Genomic DNA, 19,004 nt, shown 5'->3' with positions numbered 1-19,004 from the left:
CGCTTATTGCCGCGATCGCTTTTTCATAAGCATGTCTCGGCGGGCCTTTTGTTGTTCTTCAATCAGCTTTCCTAGGGCCTGTTTGCGTCCGAACGCTTTCCGCAAGGCTTGCATCTTGGTTAGCTTTTGCGCTCGGACGCGCGCGAGGTCTGTATTGAGTTTTCGTCGGGTTGCCTCTTCCCATCCACGCCACAGAACATCAGTGCCGGTGACCTGATATCCATTAGCTTGGCCGCTGTTTTGTAGGGTCTGCTGAAGCTGTGCGTCCAATCGGCTCAGTTTTTGCAAAATCTCGGCCTCGGCTTCGATATATGGGCGCAAGGTCTGTTGCTCTTTTTGGAAGGCCGCGTCGGATAAACGCTTCAGATCGGCAAGTCCGGTAAACCGCATCAAATTCTGTCCTTCGCGCGTTTGCGCATGGCTTCGGCAAAGCGGATGGCGGCTGCGACAGGGCGATAGTGTTCCGGGGCGATCTCATGCCCGATTTCGACGGTCGCATGGAGAGCCCGTGCGGTGGGGGGATCCGAGTGTATCGGAACCCCGGCCTCGGCCGCCGAGGCGCGGATGGCGGCCGCAATCTGGTCGACACCTTTCGCCACGCATGTCGGTGCGGAGCCGGCCGTCCGCTGCCATTTGAGAGCTACCGCATAGTGGGTCGGGTTCACGATGATCACATCCGCAGTCGGGACATTCGCCATCATCTGATTTGCCGCAATCTCCTGTGCACGCTGGCGGCGCTGTTGTTTGACATGTGGGTCACCTTCGGCGTCTTTGGTCTCGTCCTGAATTTCTTTGCGGGACATCCGGTTCTTGCGCATATGTTCGGAATATTGCCACAGGTAGTCCACGACTCCGATGGCCAGTGCGATGGTGACAACGATGAATAGGAACCGGAATAAAAGGTTCATCATCAAGACGATCGACGATTGCGGCGGCGCGGCGCTGGCAGTCAAAATCTCGGGCAGGTTGACGCGCAGAAACATCAACAGGCAGACGCAATAAATCAGCAGCTTCGCAAAGCTTTTGGCAAATTCGAACAGACCGCCGCGCCCGAATTTGTTCTTGGCATTGGACGGAATCGAGATCCGCGACAATTTGGGCTGCAGCTTGCTGGGGGCAAAAACCAGGGCCTTTTGGGCGATCAGGCTCAGCAGAACCGCAGTGGCGGGAACAACAAATATGGTTGCCATCGAGATTGCAGCCTTGCCAAGCATCCCTCCCACCAGACCGTCAGCCGGGCCATCCGTCAACATGGTTCCGATCTTGTCGGATTGGTCGATCAGAACGACAAACAATATTCCCAGATGTTGAACACCAATCTTGCCTGCCAAAAGCAAACCTATGAGCAGCCCGACATAAGCCGCGACAACAGACAGGTCGTTTGATTTGGCGACCTCACCCTTTTCCCGTGCTTTCAGAAGCTTTTGCGGCGTCGGGTCGTATGACTTGTCGCTGTCGTTGTCCGATGCACTCATCTCGGATCTCTCAGCGGGTTCTGCATGAAGTCAAACAGGGCATCCGACCAGACCGACAGGATTAGAGGCGCGCCAGCGCACAGCAAAAACAGCCCCGCAAATGTGATGGCCGGGGCGCCGACAAATGCCACCATCAGCTGTGGCATGGCGCGGTTGATGACACCAAGCGCAAGGTTGTAGATCAGCGAGGCAATCACAAACGGCATCGCCAGTGCGAATGCCAGGCTGAAACTGTACGAGACCCGTTCCACGCCCCATTGCGACAAATCCGGCGCCGCAGGTGTGGTTCCGGTGGGAAACAGATCGTAGCTGTGGATCAAGAACTCTGCCAAACGGATGTGAAGGCCAAGTAGTACAGCAAGGGCCAACCCGGCCAGCGTCAGCAGATAACCCATGGCCGGAACTGGATCGGCGGCGGCCCCACCCAGAATTTGCGAGAGTGACGTCGCCTGTGCCGCAATGGATCCTGCCGTTTGCAGGGTCAGAACAAAGATGCGCAGCGCCATCCCCAACGCCATTCCGACAAAAACTTCGGTTCCGATCAGCTGGACCATGGACAGGAATTCGGGATCGAATTCCTTTGTCGGCACTGCTGGCGCCACGATCAACGTAAAGGCAACGGCAGTGCCAAGTTTGACACGGGTGGGGATGCTGCGTTCTCCGAATGCAGGCATCAAGGATACCATTGCCGAAACGCGCAGGAAAACACCAAAGAAATGCCAGGCCCCAGAGCCCAGGTGCGGCAAGAGTTCGGGTGGGAGGGCGATCATGCGGGTACCGTGCCTACAAGTGCGGGCCGCGCCTCGAGCCCGATTTCCTCAAATGACAGGACCGGATTGGACACGCCGCGCGCATGCATGATCGTACGCAGCAGCCTGCGGCGCCGGGTCGAGGTCACGACGGCGGGAAAGATGCCATGGTCAGCAGAATGTGAGACACTGTTCACCACGCCATCTGCAAGCTTGTTGAACAGGTTCGGTGGCAGGGCGACATCCAGCCCTGCATTGGGTGCATCGACCTGATAGGTGGCAAATGTGTCTTCCCATTCCGGTGCAAGCTGGATCAGCGGGATCGACCCGTCTTCGCGTTTCATGTCAGCCACAAGCTGGAACCCAAGTCGCTGCCGCACCAGTTCGCAAATCCCCTCGGGTTGCGTGGTGGTCAGGCGCGCCTCGGCGATGCTTTCGAGGATAAGCGCCAGATTGCGGATCGAAACCCGTTCGTCCAGCAACAGGCGCAGGACGGCGTGAAGTGTGTCGATTGGAACTTTGTCGGGGATCAGCTCGTCCAGCATTTTCCGGTTTGCCTCGGCGCGAACCGGGTCGCTGAGCCGGGTCATTTCGGACAGCAGCTTGCGTAGCGCCTTCAGCGTCAACAGACGCGAGAAGTTCTGTTTGATGATTTCCAGCAGATGCGTGGCCAGTATTTCCGGGGGCGAGACAATCGTAGCGCCGCTCATGGCTGCGGCCTCTTGATCCTTGGGCAGGATCCAACGTGCAGGCGCACCATAGACGGGTTCGGTGACATCCCTGCCCTCGGGTAAAAGATCGTGCCCGTCCTGAACCAGCGCCAGAATCAGATCGGGGTTCAGGGCACCACGGGCCTGTTCCACCCCATGTACCTTGATGACATATGTTCCCATCGGCAGCTCGGCCCGGTCGGTCAGACGGATATCGGGCAGGATCAATCCAAAGGTCGAGGCGACATAGGTCCGCATATTCGCAATGCGTGCATCCAGTCCGGTGCCCTGGTTCAGGACCATGCTGACCAGATCCGGTGCGAATTCCAGGTGAACATCATCGAGGTCGAGAATATCGCCAATCGCTTGTGATACCGCTTCGTCTGCCTCGGTCGACGCGGTTTGTGCCTGAGTTTCTCGCTGGTGCTGTTTTCGGTGCACCGCATAGGCGGCGTAGCCCAAAACGCAGGCCCCCAGAATAAAGGGCAGAAACGGCAAGCCCGGAACCAGGGCGAACAGCACCATCAGACCGGCAACAGTGCCAAGGGCGGCCGGGTGGCGCCCCAGTTGCGAGAGGATGGCGGTGTCAGTTGCGCCCTGCGTGCCGCCACGTGCCAAAAGCAAAGCGGAGGCGATCGAGATGATCACGGCCGGTATTTGCGAGACCAGACCATCGCCCACCGTCAGGATAGCGTAGGTTTCGAACGCCGATGACACCGGCATCCCGTGCACGATCACGCCCATGACAAGCCCCATGACCAGATTCAGCAGGGTGATCAAAAGCCCGGCAACTGCGTCGCCTTTGACGAATTTCGACGCCCCGTCGAGCGAGCCGAAAAAGGTGGTTTCCTGTTGTTCCCGTTCGCGCCGCTCCTTGGCCTCTTGATGGTCGATGGCGCCAGCGGACATATCACTGTCGATGGCCAGCTGTTTCCCGGGCATCCCATCCAGGGCAAATCGCGCACCAACTTCGGCCATGCGGGCCGCGCCTTTGTTGATGACCATAAAGTTCACGATCAACAGGACGCCGAACACGACAAGGCCCAGGAATATGCTGCCGCCCATGACGAAGCTTGCGAATCCCTCGATCACATCGCCGGCGGCATTGGGGCCGGTATGCCCCTGACCGATAATCAGCTTGGTCGATGAGACGTTCAACGACAGCCGGAGCATCAAAGACCCCAGAAGGATGGTCGGGAAGGAAGAGAAATCCAGCGGCCGTTCGATGAACAGGGTCAGCGTGAAAATCAGGATCGCCAGGGCGAAGGACGTGGCCAATCCGACATCCAGAACCCAGGACGGCATGGGCAGGATCATCATCACGATGACGGTCATCAACGCAAGCGCCAGCAAAACAGTCGGAGAAAACAGGGAGCGGACGTCAAGTCTGGGCACGTAATTCTCCTAGTTGAAGGCGATGAAGGCTGTTTGGGTGTCCGCGGCTGGCATCAAAGAGCCCATCGCACCCGTCGGAAACTGGGTGATTTGCACCGGGAACAGCGGTGCGGCGGGTTGTGTGAAGGGATCACGCGACATGCGGGCAGTTTGCACCGCCGTGCCCGGGTCAAGCTGAGCATGAACAATCTGGTAGCGGCTGGAATAGGTCTTGGCCAAAGCCGGGGTTCGCGAGTGATAGGCCCCCACCGCTGCCGGCCACGACCCAAGTTCGGAATATAGCTGTTTCAGAAACCGGGCCGCGTAGCTGGCGTTAGTCTCGGGGTCGAACATGGCATCGATCGACTGAAAGGCCTGCCCGTGCCAGCGATAGTTGATTTGAAAGCACCCGATATCGAAGCTGCGCTTTCCGGCTTGGAAAATATCCGCGACATAAGCTTTTGCCTCCTGCTCAGATCGGAACCAATGGCCGCGCCCTTCGACATTGATTGCCCATGGCCAAGGCTCAAGTCGGCCTTTGATCGCGCGGCCAGTTTCAACCCGCGTTATGGCGCGCAAAACATCAAGCGGTATGTCTTGGGCGAGGGCCGCGCGGCGGGCGGCCTGATCACATGTCTGAGACATCCGGGCCTCCGCGCCCGCAAAGCTCTGACGCGCTGCCAGAAGCAACGCAACACATGCTATGACAATGAATAGGCGATTTGGCATTCTGCCGGTCCGGGATTCTGATCAATCCGGGCCACGCTAGCCTTGCCTTGGTTTACAGAGGGTTATCAGTCAATCAGATTCGATCAATCCGCCGGCCAAAAACAACGCTCGTATTGGTGCGCAGAACACCGGGGATTCGTGCCAGATCATCAACGAGAATATCCAGATCCTCGATCCTTGGCGCGTCAGCGGTCAACAGCAGGTCAAAGTCACCGTTGATCGAAAGACAGAGTTTAACCTCGGGATAGGCCTCGAGCCGCTTGATGATACGGGTGGTTTCCTTCTGTTGGACCTCGAGCAGAACGACAACCTGGACGCGGGGGGCATCTTCGGGGCTGTTCAGGATCACGGAATAGCCGGCAATGATGCCGCGTTCTTCCATCCGGCTGATGCGTTCATGCACGGTTGTCCGGGCAACGCCCAGTTTTGCCGCGATTTTTGTGGTCGACTCGCGGGCATTATGTTGCAGGACTGAGATGATGCGGCGGTCAAGCTGATCCATTGGCGCTCCGGTGCGGGTCTGGTTTTTCCGGTTTAGGGCAAAACGACAGCAGGGCTCAAGGCTCACGCGGGATACGGGGGTGCAGGTCGTCTATTATGACGGGGTGAGCATGCGGTGGCGGGCCGGACATGTGCGGGTGATCACGCGGCAGGTCAGGATGGTCGTGGATCACCGAATGCAGATCAGAACGCGGCCAAAGGGTGACCGCACCTATAATACCAAGAAAGGACATCGCCGCCATAAAGCTCAGGGCGGTTGTGGCCCCAAACAGGGTCATCAGCCCGCCTGCCAGAGGATACAGTACCAGCCAACAGCAATGAGACAGCGTGAATTGGGCCGCAAAGACGGCGGGGCGGTCTTCGGGATGGGCCGAGCGGGTCAGCAGGCGGCCAGACGGCGTCAGCGTGGTGGAATAGCCAAAGCCAGCTAGGGCCCACATAACGATCAACAGACCCAAAGACAGCGGGGTTGTCGCAAATATCGCGGCGGCCCCGGCCATGGTGGTGCAGCACAGAAGGGCGCCGGCCAACATGACCTTTCGATCCTCGATCCGGTCCAGCATCCGGGGCAGGATAAAAGCGGCAAGCATAGAGCCGCCACCAAAACCGGCCAGCGCAGCGGCAACGGCGCTTTCCGACAGCCCCAGATCTGATCGCACGATGACCACAGTGTTGACGATCACCATTGAGCTGAGTGCTGCCGCGCTCCAACTCAGGGCAAGAAGGCCCCGCAGCCGGGGTGTGTTCAAATAGATGCGTATGCCACGTGTTGTCCGTTCGTATATCCCGCGCGGCTTACTTGGTTTGGGTGATGGCAAAGCCACCGACACCACCAGCAGCGCCGAAGCGACAAATCCCAGGGCGGTGCCCCAGAACAGGCTGTTGAAGCTGACCAACAACAACAGGGCTGCGGCGAATACGGGGCTTAGCAGGCTCTCCAGATCATATGCCATCCGCGATAGGGACAGGGCGCGGGTGTATTCGCGCTCATCTGTCAGTACATCGGGGATTGTAGCCTGAAATGCAGGGGTAAATCCGGCCGAGGCAGATTGCAGCACGAAAATCAGGACATAAACCTGCCAGACCTCGGTCACAAAAGGCAGACACAGCGCGACCGCCGCACGGATCAGGTCAAGCACCACCAACATCTTGCGCCGGTCCAGCCGCTCGGCAAACGCGGCCGCCAATGGCGCGACCGTGACATAGGCCACCATTTTGATGGTCATCGCGGTGCCCAACACCAGCCCGGCCGCATCCCCTGCCAGTTCAAAGGCCAACAGACCCAGCGCGACCGTGGCCAGCCCAGTGCCCGTCAGGGCTACGATCTGCGCGGCCAACAGGTGGCGATAGGTCCGATTTCTAAGAACGCTCAACATTGATTGATATCTGCCGCAGTCTAAAGGCTCTGTCACCCCAAACCTTCATTTAGGTCTTGACCAACTGCGACAGCGGCAACCGGCTGGCGTACAGGGATGGCGTTGAGTTTAGGGAATAAAGCGCCTATCTCGGTGGCGATACCGCGCAAAGGAATACTCGGGTGGCTAACTATTTGTACAAAAACGACCTGCCGGACGGGTTGGATATGGGGCCGGTGGTGGCCATTGACTGTGAAACCATGGGTCTAAACCCGCATCGCGACCGCCTCTGCGTGATCCAGATGTCGGGCGGCGATGGCAATTCGCATATCGTTCAGGTCGAAAAGGGCCAGACCGAGGCACCGAACTTGTGTGCCATGCTGGAAAACCCGGATGTGCTGAAACTGTTCCATTTTGGCCGTTTCGACATTGCCGCGATGTATCACGCCTTTGGTGCGTTAGCCGCGCCAGTCTATTGCACCAAGATCGCCAGCCGTCTGGTGCGCACCTATACCGACCGGCACGGGCTGAAAAACCTGTGCAACGAGTTGATCGGCGTCGATATCTCGAAACAGCAGCAGATGAGCGATTGGGGCGCCGAAACGTTGAGCGAGGCGCAGCTGGACTATGCCGCCTCGGATGTTCTGTATCTGCACCGCCTGCGGGAGGAGTTGAACAAGCGCCTGGCGCGAGAGAGCCGGACCGAGATGGCGCAGGCCTGTTTTGACTTCTTGCCGATGCGTGCGAAACTCGATCTCGCCGGTTGGCCAGAAACGGATATTTTTGCGCACTCATGACTGATACCGAAGCATTTCTGAGAACCGCCCGTCAGGTGGTGACAGACGAGGCCCGCGCGCTGGAGGTACTGGCCGACGGTCTGGATGAACATTTTGCCCAAGCGGTTCAGCTGATTTTGCAGGCCTCGGGCCGCATCATCATAAGCGGCATCGGCAAGTCGGGTCATATCGGGCACAAGATCGCGGCCACGCTGGCCAGCACCGGTACACCGGCCTATTTCGTGCACCCGGCCGAGGCCAGTCATGGCGATCTGGGCATGGTTTCAAAAGGCGATGTGGTTCTGGCCATCTCGAATTCGGGCGAAGCGCCAGAGCTTGCCAACCTGCTGGCTTTTACCCGCCGCTTTGGCATTCCACTGATTGGCCTGTCCAGCAAGCCGGAAAGCACTCTGATGAAACAGGCAGACGTGCATCTTTTGATCCCGTCATTGGGCGAGGCCTGCGGCTATGGCATGGTGCCTTCGATTTCCACGACGTTGACTTTGGCCATGGGCGACGCGCTAGCGATAGCGTTGATGAAGTATCGCAACTTCAAACCCGAAGATTTCCGCGCCTTTCATCCCGGTGGAAAACTAGGTGCACAGCTGAGCACGGTGCAGGATCTGATGCACAAGGGCGATGCGTTGCCGCTGGTTTCGGTCGGAACACCCATGAGCGATGCGCTGATCGAGATCAGCCGCAAGGGCTTTGGCGTTGCCGGGGTTATCGATCCGCATGGTCAGGTGGTGGGCATCATCACCGATGGCGACCTGCGGCGTCATATGGAGGGCTTGCTGGGCAAAACGGCCGAGCAGGTGATGACGCAGAACCCAACAACCATCCCGCCCGGCGCGTTGGCCGAAGAGGCGGTGGCCATCATGAATGACCGCAAGATCACCTCTTTGTTTGTGGTCGAGGAGGGTAGTGATCGCCAGGCCTTGGGCGTGCTACATATCCACGATTGCCTGCGCGTTGGTTTGGGGTAGAGGGGCGTTCGATGGACGGACATTCCCGGATGGTGCAATTTCTGAAGGTGTTGCTGCCTTTGGCAGCCATTGTGCTGCTGTCGACGGTTTTCCTGCTGTCACGCAGCATCGAAACCAGCGTGTCCGTTCCGTTTACCCAAAAAGACATAGATGAACGTCTGGCCGACCAAGTGGTGACCCAACCCCATTATCTTGGAACAACCAGAAAAGGCGAGGAAGTTCAAATTCAGGCGGCCCAAGCGACCCAGGGGCGCGAAGGGTCATTGCCCACGACTGCCGAATTTAGAGGGCGGTTGGGATTGTTGAATGGCGGCGTCATAACGATGGATTCAAATTCCGGTATGATCCGCCCGGACAAGAATTCCGCAACGTTTGTTGGGGACGTCCTGATAACGACGACAGACGGAATTCAGGTCAGAACTGATCTTCTGAATACCTCTCTGGATGAAATCCGCGGCGACACTCCGGGTCAGGTCGATGGCACCGGCATCATCGGAGATTTTTCCGCGGGACGCATGACATTTGGAACCGAAAAAAAGGATGGGCCGGTCCATATTCTTTTTACAGATGGTGTTAAGCTGGTATACGAGCCTGAAAAAACAGAAAGATAAGCCGTGATTGATTTGCGATTTGCTGTTGTTAGTTTTGCGCTGATGGTCGGTGCCTTTTCGGCGTCGGCACAGGAAACGCAGGTCGCCTTCGGGTCAGCCAAGGCGGATCCAAGCCAGCCGGTCGAGGTCACCTCGGAATCCCTAAACGTCAATCAAGAAGACGGCACGGCCGAGTTTATCGGTAACGTCCTGATCGTGCAGGGTGAGATGCGCCTGACCGCCGAGCGGGTCTTGGTCATCTACAACGCCGACAGGTCCGGAATCGAGCGGATGGAGGCGACAAATGATGTGGTTCTTGTCAGCCCGCCTGATGCAGCCGAAGGCGACTGGGCCGAATACACAATCGACTCGGGCGAAATCGTGATGCGCGGAAATGTGCTTTTGACGCAAGGCCCCAGCGTTATCAGCGGCGATCAGATGAATGCCAATCTGACGACCGGAACGGCAAAGATGACTGGCCGCGTCAAAACCATTCTGAATCCGGATAGCAACTGATGGAGCGTCCGAATTTGTCTGTGGCCGAAGGCGGTTCCGGCCTCAGGATCGAGAAACTGCGGAAATCATACCGTAAGAAGACCGTGATACGCGAAGTCTCGATGACGTTGGGCCGGTCCGAGGTGGTTGCCTTGTTGGGTCCGAACGGATCAGGCAAGACCACAACGTTCTACTCGGTCGCCGGGCTTGTCTTTCCCGAAGCTGGCACTGTGACCATTGACGGCCAAAACGTGACGACCCTGCCGATGTATAGGCGCGCGCGGCTTGGGATCGGATATCTGCCACAAGAGATGTCGATTTTCCGCGGGATGAGTGTCGAGGACAACATTGCCGCCGTTCTGGACATCACCGTGAAGCACAGCCATCGCAGGAAAGAGCGGCTGGAAGAGTTGTTGTCCGATTTTTCGATCGAACATCTGCGCCGCGCCCCGGCATTGGCATTGTCCGGTGGCGAGCGTCGCCGTGTCGAAATTGCCCGTTGTCTTGCGGCTGATCCGAAATATCTGTTGCTGGACGAGCCGTTTGCAGGCGTAGACCCGATCAGCGTCGGCGATATCCGCCATCTGGTAGCGGACCTGAAAAAGCGCGGCATCGGCGTGCTGATCACTGACCATAACGTGCGCGAAACACTGGAAATCGTGGACCGGGCCTATATCCTGCATGATGGTCAGGTACTGATGTCGGGCACGCCGGATGAAGTCGTCGAGAACGAAAATGTCCGCCGGGTCTATTTGGGCGAAAACTTCCGTATTTCATAGGCTTGCGCGGAATTGCGCCCAGCGCATGGCTGAAATCACGTATATACACGCCTGTTTTGATTGACTCTGCCGCCGTCTCTTGCCTCAATTGGGTTATGGCATTTCTTCAGTTCCAGTCGGGATCGCGGTGCACCTTTGCTAAGGGGTACGTTTCTCAGCAACTGCGGAATATGCCGATATCCCCCACCCGATAAAAACACGTGCGCTGCGTAACGCGGCGTCAAAATGGGTGTGAATTGTGAAGGAGATCACATGCGTTACCAAATTAGCGGAAAACAGATCGACATCGGCGAGGCACTGCAGACCCATGTGCAGACCGAGCTAGGGGAGGTTGTTGGAAAATATGCCCAGCGCCCGACCGACGCCAATGTCGTCTTTTCCCGTTCTGCGCATGAGTATGTTTGCGAAGCCACCGTGCATCTTTCGACCGGCCTGACTGCGCAGGCCAAGGCCCACGCTATCGAAATCTACGCAGCATTCGAGGCCTGCTGTGACAAGATGGAAACGCAGTTGCGCCGGTATAAGCGCCGCCTCAAGGACCATCACAAGGACCGATCCGAGCCGGTTGAACTCTTTGGTGCTTCCTCTTATATCCTCGCCTCTGACGAATCAGAGTCGGCTGATGAACCTGAATCGCTGCAGCCGATGATCGTGGCTGAGATGGAAACCAAGATCCCATCGTTGAGTGTTGGTGAAGCCGTAATGCAGATGGAACTAGCCGGCGCCCCGGTGCTGGTGTTCCGGAATGAAAACAAGGACGGATTGAATGTCGTGTATCGCCGTGAGGACGGCAACATCGGCTGGATTGATCCGTAACAGGCAAGAATAGCAAGGCAAGCCCCTGCGCAAGCAGGGGCAAGGCCATGGAGCGTGATCATGGAGCTTTCGAGCATACTGAAGCCCGAGGCGGTACGTGTATTGTCCGCCGCTTCCAGCAAGAAGCGGTTGTTTCAGGAAATCGGCGATGTTGCCGAGGGGGCCCTTGGTCTTGACGCGCAGGTTGTTGTGGATGGCCTGCTCGAGCGGGAGAGCCTTGGCCCAACAGGCGTTGGTCATGGAGTTGCCCTGCCACATGCGCGGCTGGGTGATCTCGCCGAAGTGGCTGGCGTTTTCGTAATGCTGGAAAAGCCGATTGATTTCGGTGCGGTAGACCGCCAGCCGGTTGATGTCGCTTTTGCGTTGTTTGCCCCGGAAGAGGCGGGCGTGGACCACCTAAAGGCGCTTGCGCTGGTGTCCAGAACGCTGCGCAATACGTCGGTTTGCGCAAAGCTGCGCGCCAATCCTGATCCGGTCAAGCTCTATGCAATTTTGACCGAGGCGCAGTCGGTCCAGGCGGCTTAACTGCCCCAAAGGCAAAAATAGCCCCCGGTTTTCGGGGGCTTTTGCGTTTTAACCACCGGTTCCCATTTCCAGGGTCCACCAGATCTTCCCGCCGTTCTCCTGGTGCCAGGCAAAGCCCATCTGGGTGGCTTTGGCATCCATGATGACATTTCGCGGTCCGGGTTCCTGCATCCAGGCGGCCAGCGTTTCGGTCTCGGTCTCATAGGTTTCCGAGATCGCCTCGCCGAGGAAGGTGCCGTAATAGCCGACGCGCGTCGCCCGATCCAACGGCGAAGATCCGTCCGAGCCAAAGTGCCAGGGCCGATTCTGTCGCGCCATATCCTTGGAATGGGTGGCGGCCGCGGCATTGAGCTGAGCATTCAGTTGTACCGGCTGAAGGCCCGATGCCTGGCGGAGGGCGTTAACCGAATCCAACATCCGGAATTGCAGCTTTTCTGGATTGCCACGGATCTTGTACACCGTTGGCAGGGGGCGCCCATCTGCCCCATAGGTTGGGGATCCACCCGGCGTACAGGCGGCCAGTGCAATAAAGCTAGCAAACAGTAATGAAATGATACGCGTCATGATCGACCTGATTATTGTGTTGCCATACGGCATAGCGTGACAGAAGGCTGTGGGCAAACGCACAATGGCTTTGTTCTGCGTGATTCTGCCGGTTTCAATTGCGACTGAAGCATTCTGGCAATAAAATGCAGGGGATTTTTAGATTTTCTGTGAAAAGGACCTGCGATCATGGTCAAGAAAAGCATTACTCATACAACCCGACGCGGATTCGTCGCGGGTGTCTCGGCTCTGGTCGCCTCGCCTGCGATTGCCCAATACACCCCCGGAGACCCGCTGCGCCCCGCACCCGAGGACGAACCCGCGGTGCGCCGTAACATCTCTGGCTTCAGGGCGCTGGACTGGCAGCCCTATTTTTCCAACACGAAAAACGGCGCTATCCTTGTCGATACAGTGTCGCGGGCGCTGCATTACTGGTCTGACGATCAATCGGTGTACAAACTATACCCGTCGTCGGTTCCCCTGACCGAAGAGCTGACGCGCCGCGGCCGGACCAGTGTGATCCGCAAGGTCGAGGGCCCAAGCTGGTCGCCAACACCTTCGATGAAGAAAAGAAATCCGGAATGGCCAGACTATATCCCGCCGGGTCCGGATAACCCTCTGGGAACACATGCTTTATATCTAAGCTGGAAATATTACCGAATTCACGGAACCCATGATACGCGCAAAATTGGGCGCCGATCTTCGAATGGGTGCATCGGTCTTTTCAACAACGATATTGCCGAACTGTTCTCAATGGCCAGGGTTGGCACGCAAGTGTTGCTAATTTGACGACATTTCCGCGCAGGTACCCGCTTGTGGCGCAACTTCCATTTGCATTCCAGTTGGATAGCTGATTAGAAAAAAACACGAGGTAAGTCTTGAGTGCATGGTTTCACTATACGGAACCGTGCGTATCCTGGAGGTTAATATGAAGAAACTCGTTCTCGCCGCTGCACTGACTGCTGCTGCTTCGACCGCTTATGCAGGCAACCTGGAAGAGCCGGTTGTTGAAGCACCTGTTGTTGTTGAAGAAACTCAGGGTTCGTCAAACGGCATCATCCTGCCGCTGATCCTGTTGGTTGTTGTTGCCGCAGCTGTTGCAGCAAGCTAATTCGACAAGCGATATCTAAAGAAAAGGCGGTGGAGCTTTCCACCGCCTTTTTTTGTGCCTAGTCGACTGGGTGGCTTAGTCCAGCCAACCCTTTAAATTATCCTCGATCACCTTGCCCAGGGCCGCTATGTGCGATTCGTCATCGTTCAGGCATGGGATATAGGTAAAGCTTTCGCCGCCCGCGTCCTCAAAACTCTCTTTGATCTCTTCGTTGATCTCTTCCAGCGTTTCGATGCAATCGGAGGAAAACGCTGGTGCGATAACGGCGATCTTCTTCTTACCCTGTTTTGCCAACTCGGCCACATGGTCGACCGTATATGGCTTGAGCCATTCTTCCGGGCCGAATCGTGACTGGAAGGTCGATACAAGCTGGTCGTCAGACCAGCCCAACCTTTCTTTCAGCAACCGAGTCGTTTTTGCGCATTGGCAGTGATAGGGGTCGCCTTGTTGCAAGTAGCGTTCCGGCATGCCGTGGTAGGAACAGACCAGTATGTCCGGTTTGTCCACCATCGCGGCATAGGCCTTTTCAACCGAGCCCGCCAATGCGTCGATATAGGCGGGTTCGTCAAAATAGGCGGGCACGGTACGGCTGGCGGGTTGCCACGTTTCATCCATCAGGGCGCGGAAAAACTGATCATTGGCCGTGGCCGTCGTGGCGCCTGCGTATTGCGGGTAAAGCGGAAAGAACAGAATCCGGTCGCAGCCCGCTGCGACCATTTCCCGGACCTTTGATTTGGTCGATGGGTTACCATAGCGCATGCAGAACTCGACCATGACCCTGTCGCCATAGCGTTCCGTCATCGCGTCCCGCATCTTGGCGGTCTGCTCTTTGGTGATCGTCATCAGCGGGCTTTCGCCCTTGTCGTGGTTCCAGATCGACTTGTACGCCTCACCCGAGCTGAAGGGCCGTTTGGTCAGGATGATCCCCTGCAGGATTGGTTGCCATTTCCACTTGGGATAGTCGATCACGCGCTGGTCCGACAGAAACTCGTTCAAATAACGGCGCATGGGCCAATAGCTGTAATCGTCGGGGGTGCCGAGATTGGCCAGCAGGATGCCGACGCGGCCCGTTTTGACTTTGGGGTGATCCGCCGGGGCATGATCGGGGCGTGTGGCGTCAAACATGTTTCACTTCCTGAGATGTCTTTGCTTCGGGCTGAGATAACCGGAATTCCGCATTCGTCAATCGGACAGTTTGCCTTCGCTTGCGCCCAGAGCATCCGCAAGCCGCATCTGGGCCGAGCCCGGACGCAGCGGTTTTGGCTGGCTTTCATCGGGCGACCAGCCAGTTAGGCAGACCAGCTCGAATGTTGCCTTGAGGCGTTTCTGATCAGTGCTGAAATGATTGGCATAGATGTCTTGCGCCCGGGCAAAGACCTGCCGGTTTGTGGGGTGTTTCATGCGGTTTTGCAGGCTGTTGGTTTCACCCATTGCCCGCAGGTCATGCATCAGGTGGGTCAGATCGCGATATTCCGCCGTCAGCCGCGCGGTATCAGCAACCGGCAGGGCCAGTCCGGCGCGTTGCAGCAACCCGCCCAGATCGCGCAGCTCGGCCATAGGCGCGATGCGGGGGCTGAGGCCGCCCGTGACCTCAACCTCGGCCTGCCCAAGTGCGGCGCGCAGTTCCTGCAGGGTTTCACCGCCCAGACAGATCACCAGCAACAGCCCATCAGGCTGCAGCGCGCGGTGACACTGGATCAACTGCCCAACCGGATCATTGGCCCAGTGCAAAGCCATGGCATGGATCACCAGATCATGGGCACCGGGGGTCAGGTCCAGCACCTCGTTATCCGGGATGATCCGCGCCATTGGCAACACATCCTGCCAGACTTGCGCAAAAGGGGTCACGATCGCCGGGTCCGTAAAGCTTTTATTAACCAAGGCGAGCCGATCCTGAACCTCGTCAACTGCGGCGCGGTGCAAGAACAAGGCATCTTCCCGTGCGCGGGACCGACGCCGTGCAAGGATTGCGCGGTCGAACAGTGAGGGTGCGTTGGAATCAGGCAGTTTCATAGGGCGCAACTATCGCATGTGGCAGCGGATTCAAACCGCTGTCCAGATGATCTATCCCCCGCGCTGTCTGGGATGCGGTGATTTGACCGAGGCGGATTTCGGCCTCTGTGGCTCCTGTTGGCGTGAAACGCCCTTTATCGGTGGCGCTGTATGTGAAAGCTGCGGCGTGCCCTTGCCGGGTGAGGCTGATGGCCACCGAATCGAATGTGATGACTGTATGAAAACGCCGCGCCCCTGGCGCGATGGGCGGTCTGCGCTTTTGTATGATGGCAAGGCGCGATCCCTGATTCTGGCTCTGAAACATGGGGACCGGCCCGAGCTTGCACGCCCTGCAGCGCGCTGGATGGCCCTGGCGGGTCGGGATTTGTTTCGCGAGAACATGCTGATCGCGCCGGTACCGCTGCATTGGTCCCGGTTGCTGAAACGCAGGTACAACCAATCCGCCCTGTTGGCGCAGCATCTGGGGCGGCAAACCGGGTTGGAGGCCTGTCCGGACCTTCTGGTCCGACGGACAAGAACGCCGGTTTTGGATGGAAAAACAGCCGCACAGCGCATGGAAACGCTGGAGAATGCGATTGCAGCGCATCCCAGGCGGCTTCGGCAGATGCAGGGGCGCGATATTCTGCTGGTCGATGATGTCATGACATCAGGCGCAACATTGACCTCATGTGCACGTGTCTGTCGTGCATCCGGGGCAAATCATATTTTTGTGTTGACCCTAGCGCGCGTTGCCAAGGATACCTAACTCGCCCAGGATTGTGCGAAACCCAAAGGTACGGAATATGAAATCGGTAGAAATATATACCTCGCCGCTCTGTGGCTTCTGTCACGCTGCAAAACGGCTGTTGAATCAGAAGGGCGTCGAGTTTCAGGAAGTCGATGTGCTGAGGAACCCAAAACGCAAACCTGAAATGATCCAGCGCGCCGGTGGCAAGCGCACCGTACCCCAGATCTTTATCGGATCGCAGCATGTGGGCGGATGCGACGACCTGTATGAGCTGGAACGTCAAGGCAAGCTGGACGGTTTGCTGGCGGCCTGATGAAGAGCGCCCTGCTTCAGATCACCTCGTCGGATGATCCGGCTGAAAACCTGAAAATGGTGCGCGCCCTGATGTCCGAAGCGGCAGGGCAGGGTGCGCGGTTCGTTCTGACGCCCGAGGTGACGAATTGCGTGTCCACCTCCTCCACACGGCAGCGGGAAATCCTGCAATACGAAGAAGACGACCTGACACTTGCGGGGCTGCGCGAGCAGGCCGCGAGCCTGGGGATCTGGTTATTGATCGGCTCGTTGGCGATCAAAACACATGATGCGGATGGTCGGTTTGCCAATCGGTCCTTCATGATTGATCCTCAGGGGCAGATCGTGGCGTGGTATGACAAGATCCATATGTTCGACGTGCAGGTGTCCGAGGCCGAGACGTTTCGCGAGTCCAAAAACTACCGTCCCGGCACACGAGCGGTCATAGCCGAGACAGATTTCGGCAAGGTGGGTCTGAGTATATGTTATGATATCCGCTTCCCCCAACTGTACGCATCTCTGGCGCAGGCTGGAGCGCGCATTCTGACGGTTCCAGCCGCTTTTTCACCGGTCACGGGTGAGGCCCATTGGAAGTCGCTGTTGCGGGCGCGGGCGATTGAAAACGGATGCTGGGTGTTGGCCCCGGCGCAGACCGGTGAACACCCTAAAACCAGGGGAAAGACCCGCAAAACCTACGGTCACAGCATGGTCGTTGCCCCATGGGGAGAGGTCGTCATCGACGCAGGGACCGATCAGGGCATTCACTTTTTCAATTTGGATGATAGTTCTGTTACAGAAGCACGAAGCCGCGTGCCTTCGCTGACACATGTCCGTCCCTTTGACGGCCCCTGATCCAGAATCTGGACTATGACAAACGATACCAATGCCCTCGCGGTCACGCTGTTCAGCGAGATCCTGACCGCAGACCAGTTATTGCGTAACCGGCTCAGCCGAGTGCTGCCCAGGGGCATGGAAATTTCGCATTTCTCGGTTTTGAACCATCTTGTCTTTGTCGGCAACGAACGCAGCCCGGCACAGCTAGCCGATACGTTTCACGTGACCCGAGGTGCCATGACCAATACCTTGGCCAAGCTGGAATGGGCCGGATATATCCACATCCGCCCCGACTGGGACGACGCCCGCCGCAAGATGGTCGCTATCAGCCCCGCTGGGCGGAGTGCTCGGGATCAGGCGATCTCCTCCATTGCGCCGCTGATCAACCGCGTGGTCGGAGAGCTGGGGCTGGAGCGGGTCCGCAGCACCCTGCCCGTACTGCGGGATTTGCGGTTGCAGTTGGAAGGGGAGTAAGGGCGGGAAACGATGTTCTGCGCCAGTACTGGAATTTTGAAGGCGCGAGACGACTTTCTCTAGTCCTTAGGCTCATAGCTGTTGCGAATAGGGCAACCCTTAACTTTCAGAAGAGAGTAAACTCCAAAGTTCCTCCATAGGAATTCGCACGCTAGGCACATCACCATAAACATTGGTTTCATCAACATGATGACAAGAAGTGCCAATACAAACTCGGTAATTGGTATCGCTATTCCGGTGATCTCTCTAATCGCAAGCATCAACACGCTAATCGCAACGAGCGCAATAAACATGCACGCTAGGCCCAACACGCTTCCAATAAACGGGTTTCGATCATAGAGCGGAAGAAACCACTTATTTGTCCAGTTACTTATTATTTTCATCGTAGTGTAGAATTTACCCCGGCTTCACGCTCGCCGTCACATAATTCACGCTCAAATCCCGGTTCGAGATCGACCAGCTCCATAGTATCGGGTTGAACACGAAACCCTTGCGGTCCACCGGGTCCAACCCGGCTTGACGCAACAGGTCGAACAACTCGTCAGGGGTGATGAACTTGTTCCACTCATGCGTGCCGCGCGGCAGCCAGCGCATGATCACCTCGGCACCAAAGATGGCCATCGCATAGGATTTCGGATTGCGGTTGATGGTCGAACAAATCTCAAGTCCGCCTGGTTTCAGCAAATCCCGCGTGGCTGTCAGAAAGCTGAGCGGGTCGGCCACATGTTCGACCACCTCCATGTTCAGAATCACATCAAACTGCTCACCTGCGGCGGCCATAGCCTCGGCAGTGGTGTGGCGATAGTCGATCCCAAGCCCCGATTGCTCGGCATGGATGCGGGCGACGGGCAGGTTGCCCTCGGCGGCATCGGCGCCCACGACCTCGGCGCCAAGGCGAGCCATGGGTTCGCTCAGCAAGCCTCCTCCACATCCGATATCCAGCAGGCGCAGGCCCTCGAACGGGCGCGGGGCCTTCAGATCACGGTCAAATTCGCCTGCGATTTGCTGTGTGATATAATCCAGACGACAGGGGTTCAGCATATGCAGGGGCTTGAATTTCCCATGCGGGTCCCACCATTCGGCGGCCATCGCCTCGAATTTTGCGATCTCGGACGGGTCTACCGTGTTCGGATGCGCTTGCATTCCTGTCT

General features: G+C 57.5%; 24 protein-coding genes. 13 read left to right on the top strand and 11 right to left on the bottom strand.

Annotation, left to right across the window (positions count from 1 at the left end):
- Positions 1–3 precede the first annotated feature (3 nt).
- The 7 genes from AC2FH2_RS11105 to AC2FH2_RS11075 form a co-directional block, all read right to left on the bottom strand.
- Complete coding sequence (locus tag AC2FH2_RS11105; RefSeq protein ID WP_496823562.1) at positions 4–390, bottom strand: hypothetical protein; 387 nt, start codon at positions 388–390, stop codon at positions 4–6.
- Complete coding sequence (gene flhB, locus AC2FH2_RS11100) at positions 390–1,475, bottom strand: flagellar type III secretion system protein FlhB (RefSeq protein ID WP_496823560.1); 1,086 nt, start codon at positions 1,473–1,475, stop codon at positions 390–392. Before flhB ends, AC2FH2_RS11105 begins: the two co-directional genes overlap by 1 nt.
- The gene (locus AC2FH2_RS11095; protein ID WP_496823558.1) at positions 1,472–2,245 is read right to left on the bottom strand and encodes a flagellar biosynthetic protein FliR; all 774 of its coding nucleotides are present in this window, start codon (positions 2,243–2,245) and stop codon (positions 1,472–1,474) included. The genes flhB and AC2FH2_RS11095 overlap by 4 nt, the downstream gene beginning before the upstream one ends.
- A complete protein-coding gene (flhA, locus tag AC2FH2_RS11090) occupies positions 2,242–4,269 on the bottom strand; it encodes a flagellar biosynthesis protein FlhA (RefSeq protein ID WP_496689896.1) in 2,028 nt (675 codons plus the stop codon). Before flhA ends, AC2FH2_RS11095 begins: the two co-directional genes overlap by 4 nt.
- Positions 4,270–4,338: 69 nt before the next feature.
- Positions 4,339–5,037 (bottom strand): lytic transglycosylase domain-containing protein, encoded by a 699-nt coding sequence (locus tag AC2FH2_RS11085; RefSeq protein WP_142638303.1) that lies wholly within the window; start codon positions 5,035–5,037, stop codon positions 4,339–4,341.
- Positions 5,038–5,110: 73 nt separating this feature from the next.
- Positions 5,111–5,539 (bottom strand): Lrp/AsnC family transcriptional regulator, encoded by a 429-nt coding sequence (locus AC2FH2_RS11080; RefSeq protein WP_142638301.1) that lies wholly within the window; start codon positions 5,537–5,539, stop codon positions 5,111–5,113.
- A 55-nt stretch (positions 5,540–5,594) separates the two neighbouring features.
- The gene (locus tag AC2FH2_RS11075; protein ID WP_496823556.1) at positions 5,595–6,914 is read right to left on the bottom strand and encodes an MFS transporter; all 1,320 of its coding nucleotides are present in this window, start codon (positions 6,912–6,914) and stop codon (positions 5,595–5,597) included.
- Between the two features lie 161 nt (positions 6,915–7,075).
- On the opposite strand from AC2FH2_RS11075, the gene AC2FH2_RS11070 reads away from it, so the two are divergent.
- The 7 genes from AC2FH2_RS11070 to AC2FH2_RS11040 all read left to right on the top strand — a co-directional run bounded on the left by AC2FH2_RS11070 (position 7,076) and on the right by AC2FH2_RS11040 (position 11,860).
- Positions 7,076–7,690: a ribonuclease D gene (locus AC2FH2_RS11070; protein WP_271950800.1), complete on the top strand. Its 615-nt coding sequence runs from the start codon at positions 7,076–7,078 to the stop codon at positions 7,688–7,690.
- Complete coding sequence (locus AC2FH2_RS11065; RefSeq protein WP_496713916.1) at positions 7,687–8,655, top strand: KpsF/GutQ family sugar-phosphate isomerase; 969 nt, start codon at positions 7,687–7,689, stop codon at positions 8,653–8,655. Before AC2FH2_RS11070 ends, AC2FH2_RS11065 begins: the two co-directional genes overlap by 4 nt.
- Positions 8,656–8,666: 11 nt before the next feature.
- On the top strand, positions 8,667–9,266 hold the full coding sequence (locus AC2FH2_RS11060; RefSeq protein ID WP_142638293.1) for an LPS export ABC transporter periplasmic protein LptC: 600 nt from the start codon (positions 8,667–8,669) through the stop codon (positions 9,264–9,266).
- Positions 9,267–9,308: 42 nt separating this feature from the next.
- On the top strand, positions 9,309–9,761 hold the full coding sequence (locus tag AC2FH2_RS11055) for an LptA/OstA family protein (RefSeq protein ID WP_142638458.1): 453 nt from the start codon (positions 9,309–9,311) through the stop codon (positions 9,759–9,761).
- Positions 9,761–10,519 (top strand): LPS export ABC transporter ATP-binding protein, encoded by a 759-nt coding sequence (lptB, locus tag AC2FH2_RS11050; protein WP_142638291.1) that lies wholly within the window; start codon positions 9,761–9,763, stop codon positions 10,517–10,519. Before AC2FH2_RS11055 ends, lptB begins: the two co-directional genes overlap by 1 nt.
- A gap of 252 nt (positions 10,520–10,771) precedes the next feature.
- Positions 10,772–11,335 (top strand): ribosome hibernation-promoting factor, HPF/YfiA family, encoded by a 564-nt coding sequence (gene hpf / locus AC2FH2_RS11045; RefSeq protein ID WP_142638289.1) that lies wholly within the window; start codon positions 10,772–10,774, stop codon positions 11,333–11,335.
- 60 nt (positions 11,336–11,395) lie between these two features.
- Entirely contained in the window at positions 11,396–11,860 is a 465-nt protein-coding gene (locus AC2FH2_RS11040; RefSeq protein ID WP_142638287.1) for a PTS sugar transporter subunit IIA, read from the top strand.
- Positions 11,861–11,908: 48 nt separating this feature from the next.
- Here the strand turns inward: AC2FH2_RS11040 and dalA are convergent, their stop codons facing one another.
- Positions 11,909–12,424, bottom strand: a complete 516-nt coding sequence (dalA, locus tag AC2FH2_RS11035) for a divisome-associated lipoprotein DalA (protein ID WP_142638285.1) — start codon at positions 12,422–12,424, stop codon at positions 11,909–11,911.
- Between the two features lie 168 nt (positions 12,425–12,592).
- Here dalA and AC2FH2_RS11030 point away from each other — a divergent pair, with 168 nt between their 5' ends.
- On the top strand, positions 12,593–13,192 hold the full coding sequence (locus AC2FH2_RS11030) for a L,D-transpeptidase (RefSeq protein ID WP_142638283.1): 600 nt from the start codon (positions 12,593–12,595) through the stop codon (positions 13,190–13,192).
- A gap of 139 nt (positions 13,193–13,331) precedes the next feature.
- Positions 13,332–13,514 (top strand): hypothetical protein, encoded by a 183-nt coding sequence (locus tag AC2FH2_RS11025; protein ID WP_142638281.1) that lies wholly within the window; start codon positions 13,332–13,334, stop codon positions 13,512–13,514.
- 75 nt (positions 13,515–13,589) lie between these two features.
- On the opposite strand, the gene hemH is transcribed toward AC2FH2_RS11025, so the two are convergent.
- Positions 13,590–14,639 (bottom strand): ferrochelatase, encoded by a 1,050-nt coding sequence (gene hemH / locus AC2FH2_RS11020; protein ID WP_281995589.1) that lies wholly within the window; start codon positions 14,637–14,639, stop codon positions 13,590–13,592.
- Between the two features lie 57 nt (positions 14,640–14,696).
- Positions 14,697–15,527 (bottom strand): methyltransferase domain-containing protein, encoded by an 831-nt coding sequence (locus AC2FH2_RS11015; RefSeq protein ID WP_271950789.1) that lies wholly within the window; start codon positions 15,525–15,527, stop codon positions 14,697–14,699.
- Positions 15,528–15,543: 16 nt separating this feature from the next.
- On the opposite strand from AC2FH2_RS11015, the gene AC2FH2_RS11010 reads away from it, so the two are divergent.
- Genes AC2FH2_RS11010 through AC2FH2_RS10995 form a run of 4 tightly spaced genes read left to right on the top strand, consistent with a single transcriptional unit; the run spans position 15,544 to position 17,853 of the window.
- Complete coding sequence (locus AC2FH2_RS11010) at positions 15,544–16,272, top strand: ComF family protein (protein WP_496743309.1); 729 nt, start codon at positions 15,544–15,546, stop codon at positions 16,270–16,272.
- Between the two features lie 37 nt (positions 16,273–16,309).
- Positions 16,310–16,567: a glutaredoxin 3 gene (gene grxC / locus AC2FH2_RS11005; protein ID WP_142638273.1), complete on the top strand. Its 258-nt coding sequence runs from the start codon at positions 16,310–16,312 to the stop codon at positions 16,565–16,567.
- The gene (locus AC2FH2_RS11000; protein WP_496689855.1) at positions 16,567–17,397 is read left to right on the top strand and encodes a carbon-nitrogen hydrolase family protein; all 831 of its coding nucleotides are present in this window, start codon (positions 16,567–16,569) and stop codon (positions 17,395–17,397) included. Before grxC ends, AC2FH2_RS11000 begins: the two co-directional genes overlap by 1 nt.
- Before the next feature lie 15 nt (positions 17,398–17,412).
- The gene (locus AC2FH2_RS10995; RefSeq protein WP_142638269.1) at positions 17,413–17,853 is read left to right on the top strand and encodes a MarR family winged helix-turn-helix transcriptional regulator; all 441 of its coding nucleotides are present in this window, start codon (positions 17,413–17,415) and stop codon (positions 17,851–17,853) included.
- Between the two features lie 396 nt (positions 17,854–18,249).
- Here AC2FH2_RS10995 and ubiG read toward each other — a convergent pair whose 3' ends face one another.
- Positions 18,250–18,996, bottom strand: coding sequence for a bifunctional 2-polyprenyl-6-hydroxyphenol methylase/3-demethylubiquinol 3-O-methyltransferase UbiG (gene ubiG / locus AC2FH2_RS10990; protein ID WP_281995591.1), 747 nt, complete (start codon positions 18,994–18,996; stop codon positions 18,250–18,252).
- Positions 18,997–19,004 lie beyond the last annotated feature (8 nt).

The organism is Ruegeria sp. YTSA105, from assembly GCF_059610225.1.
Note: the sequence above shows the minus strand (reverse complement) of the source record. Positions and strands in the feature narration are given on the sequence as shown.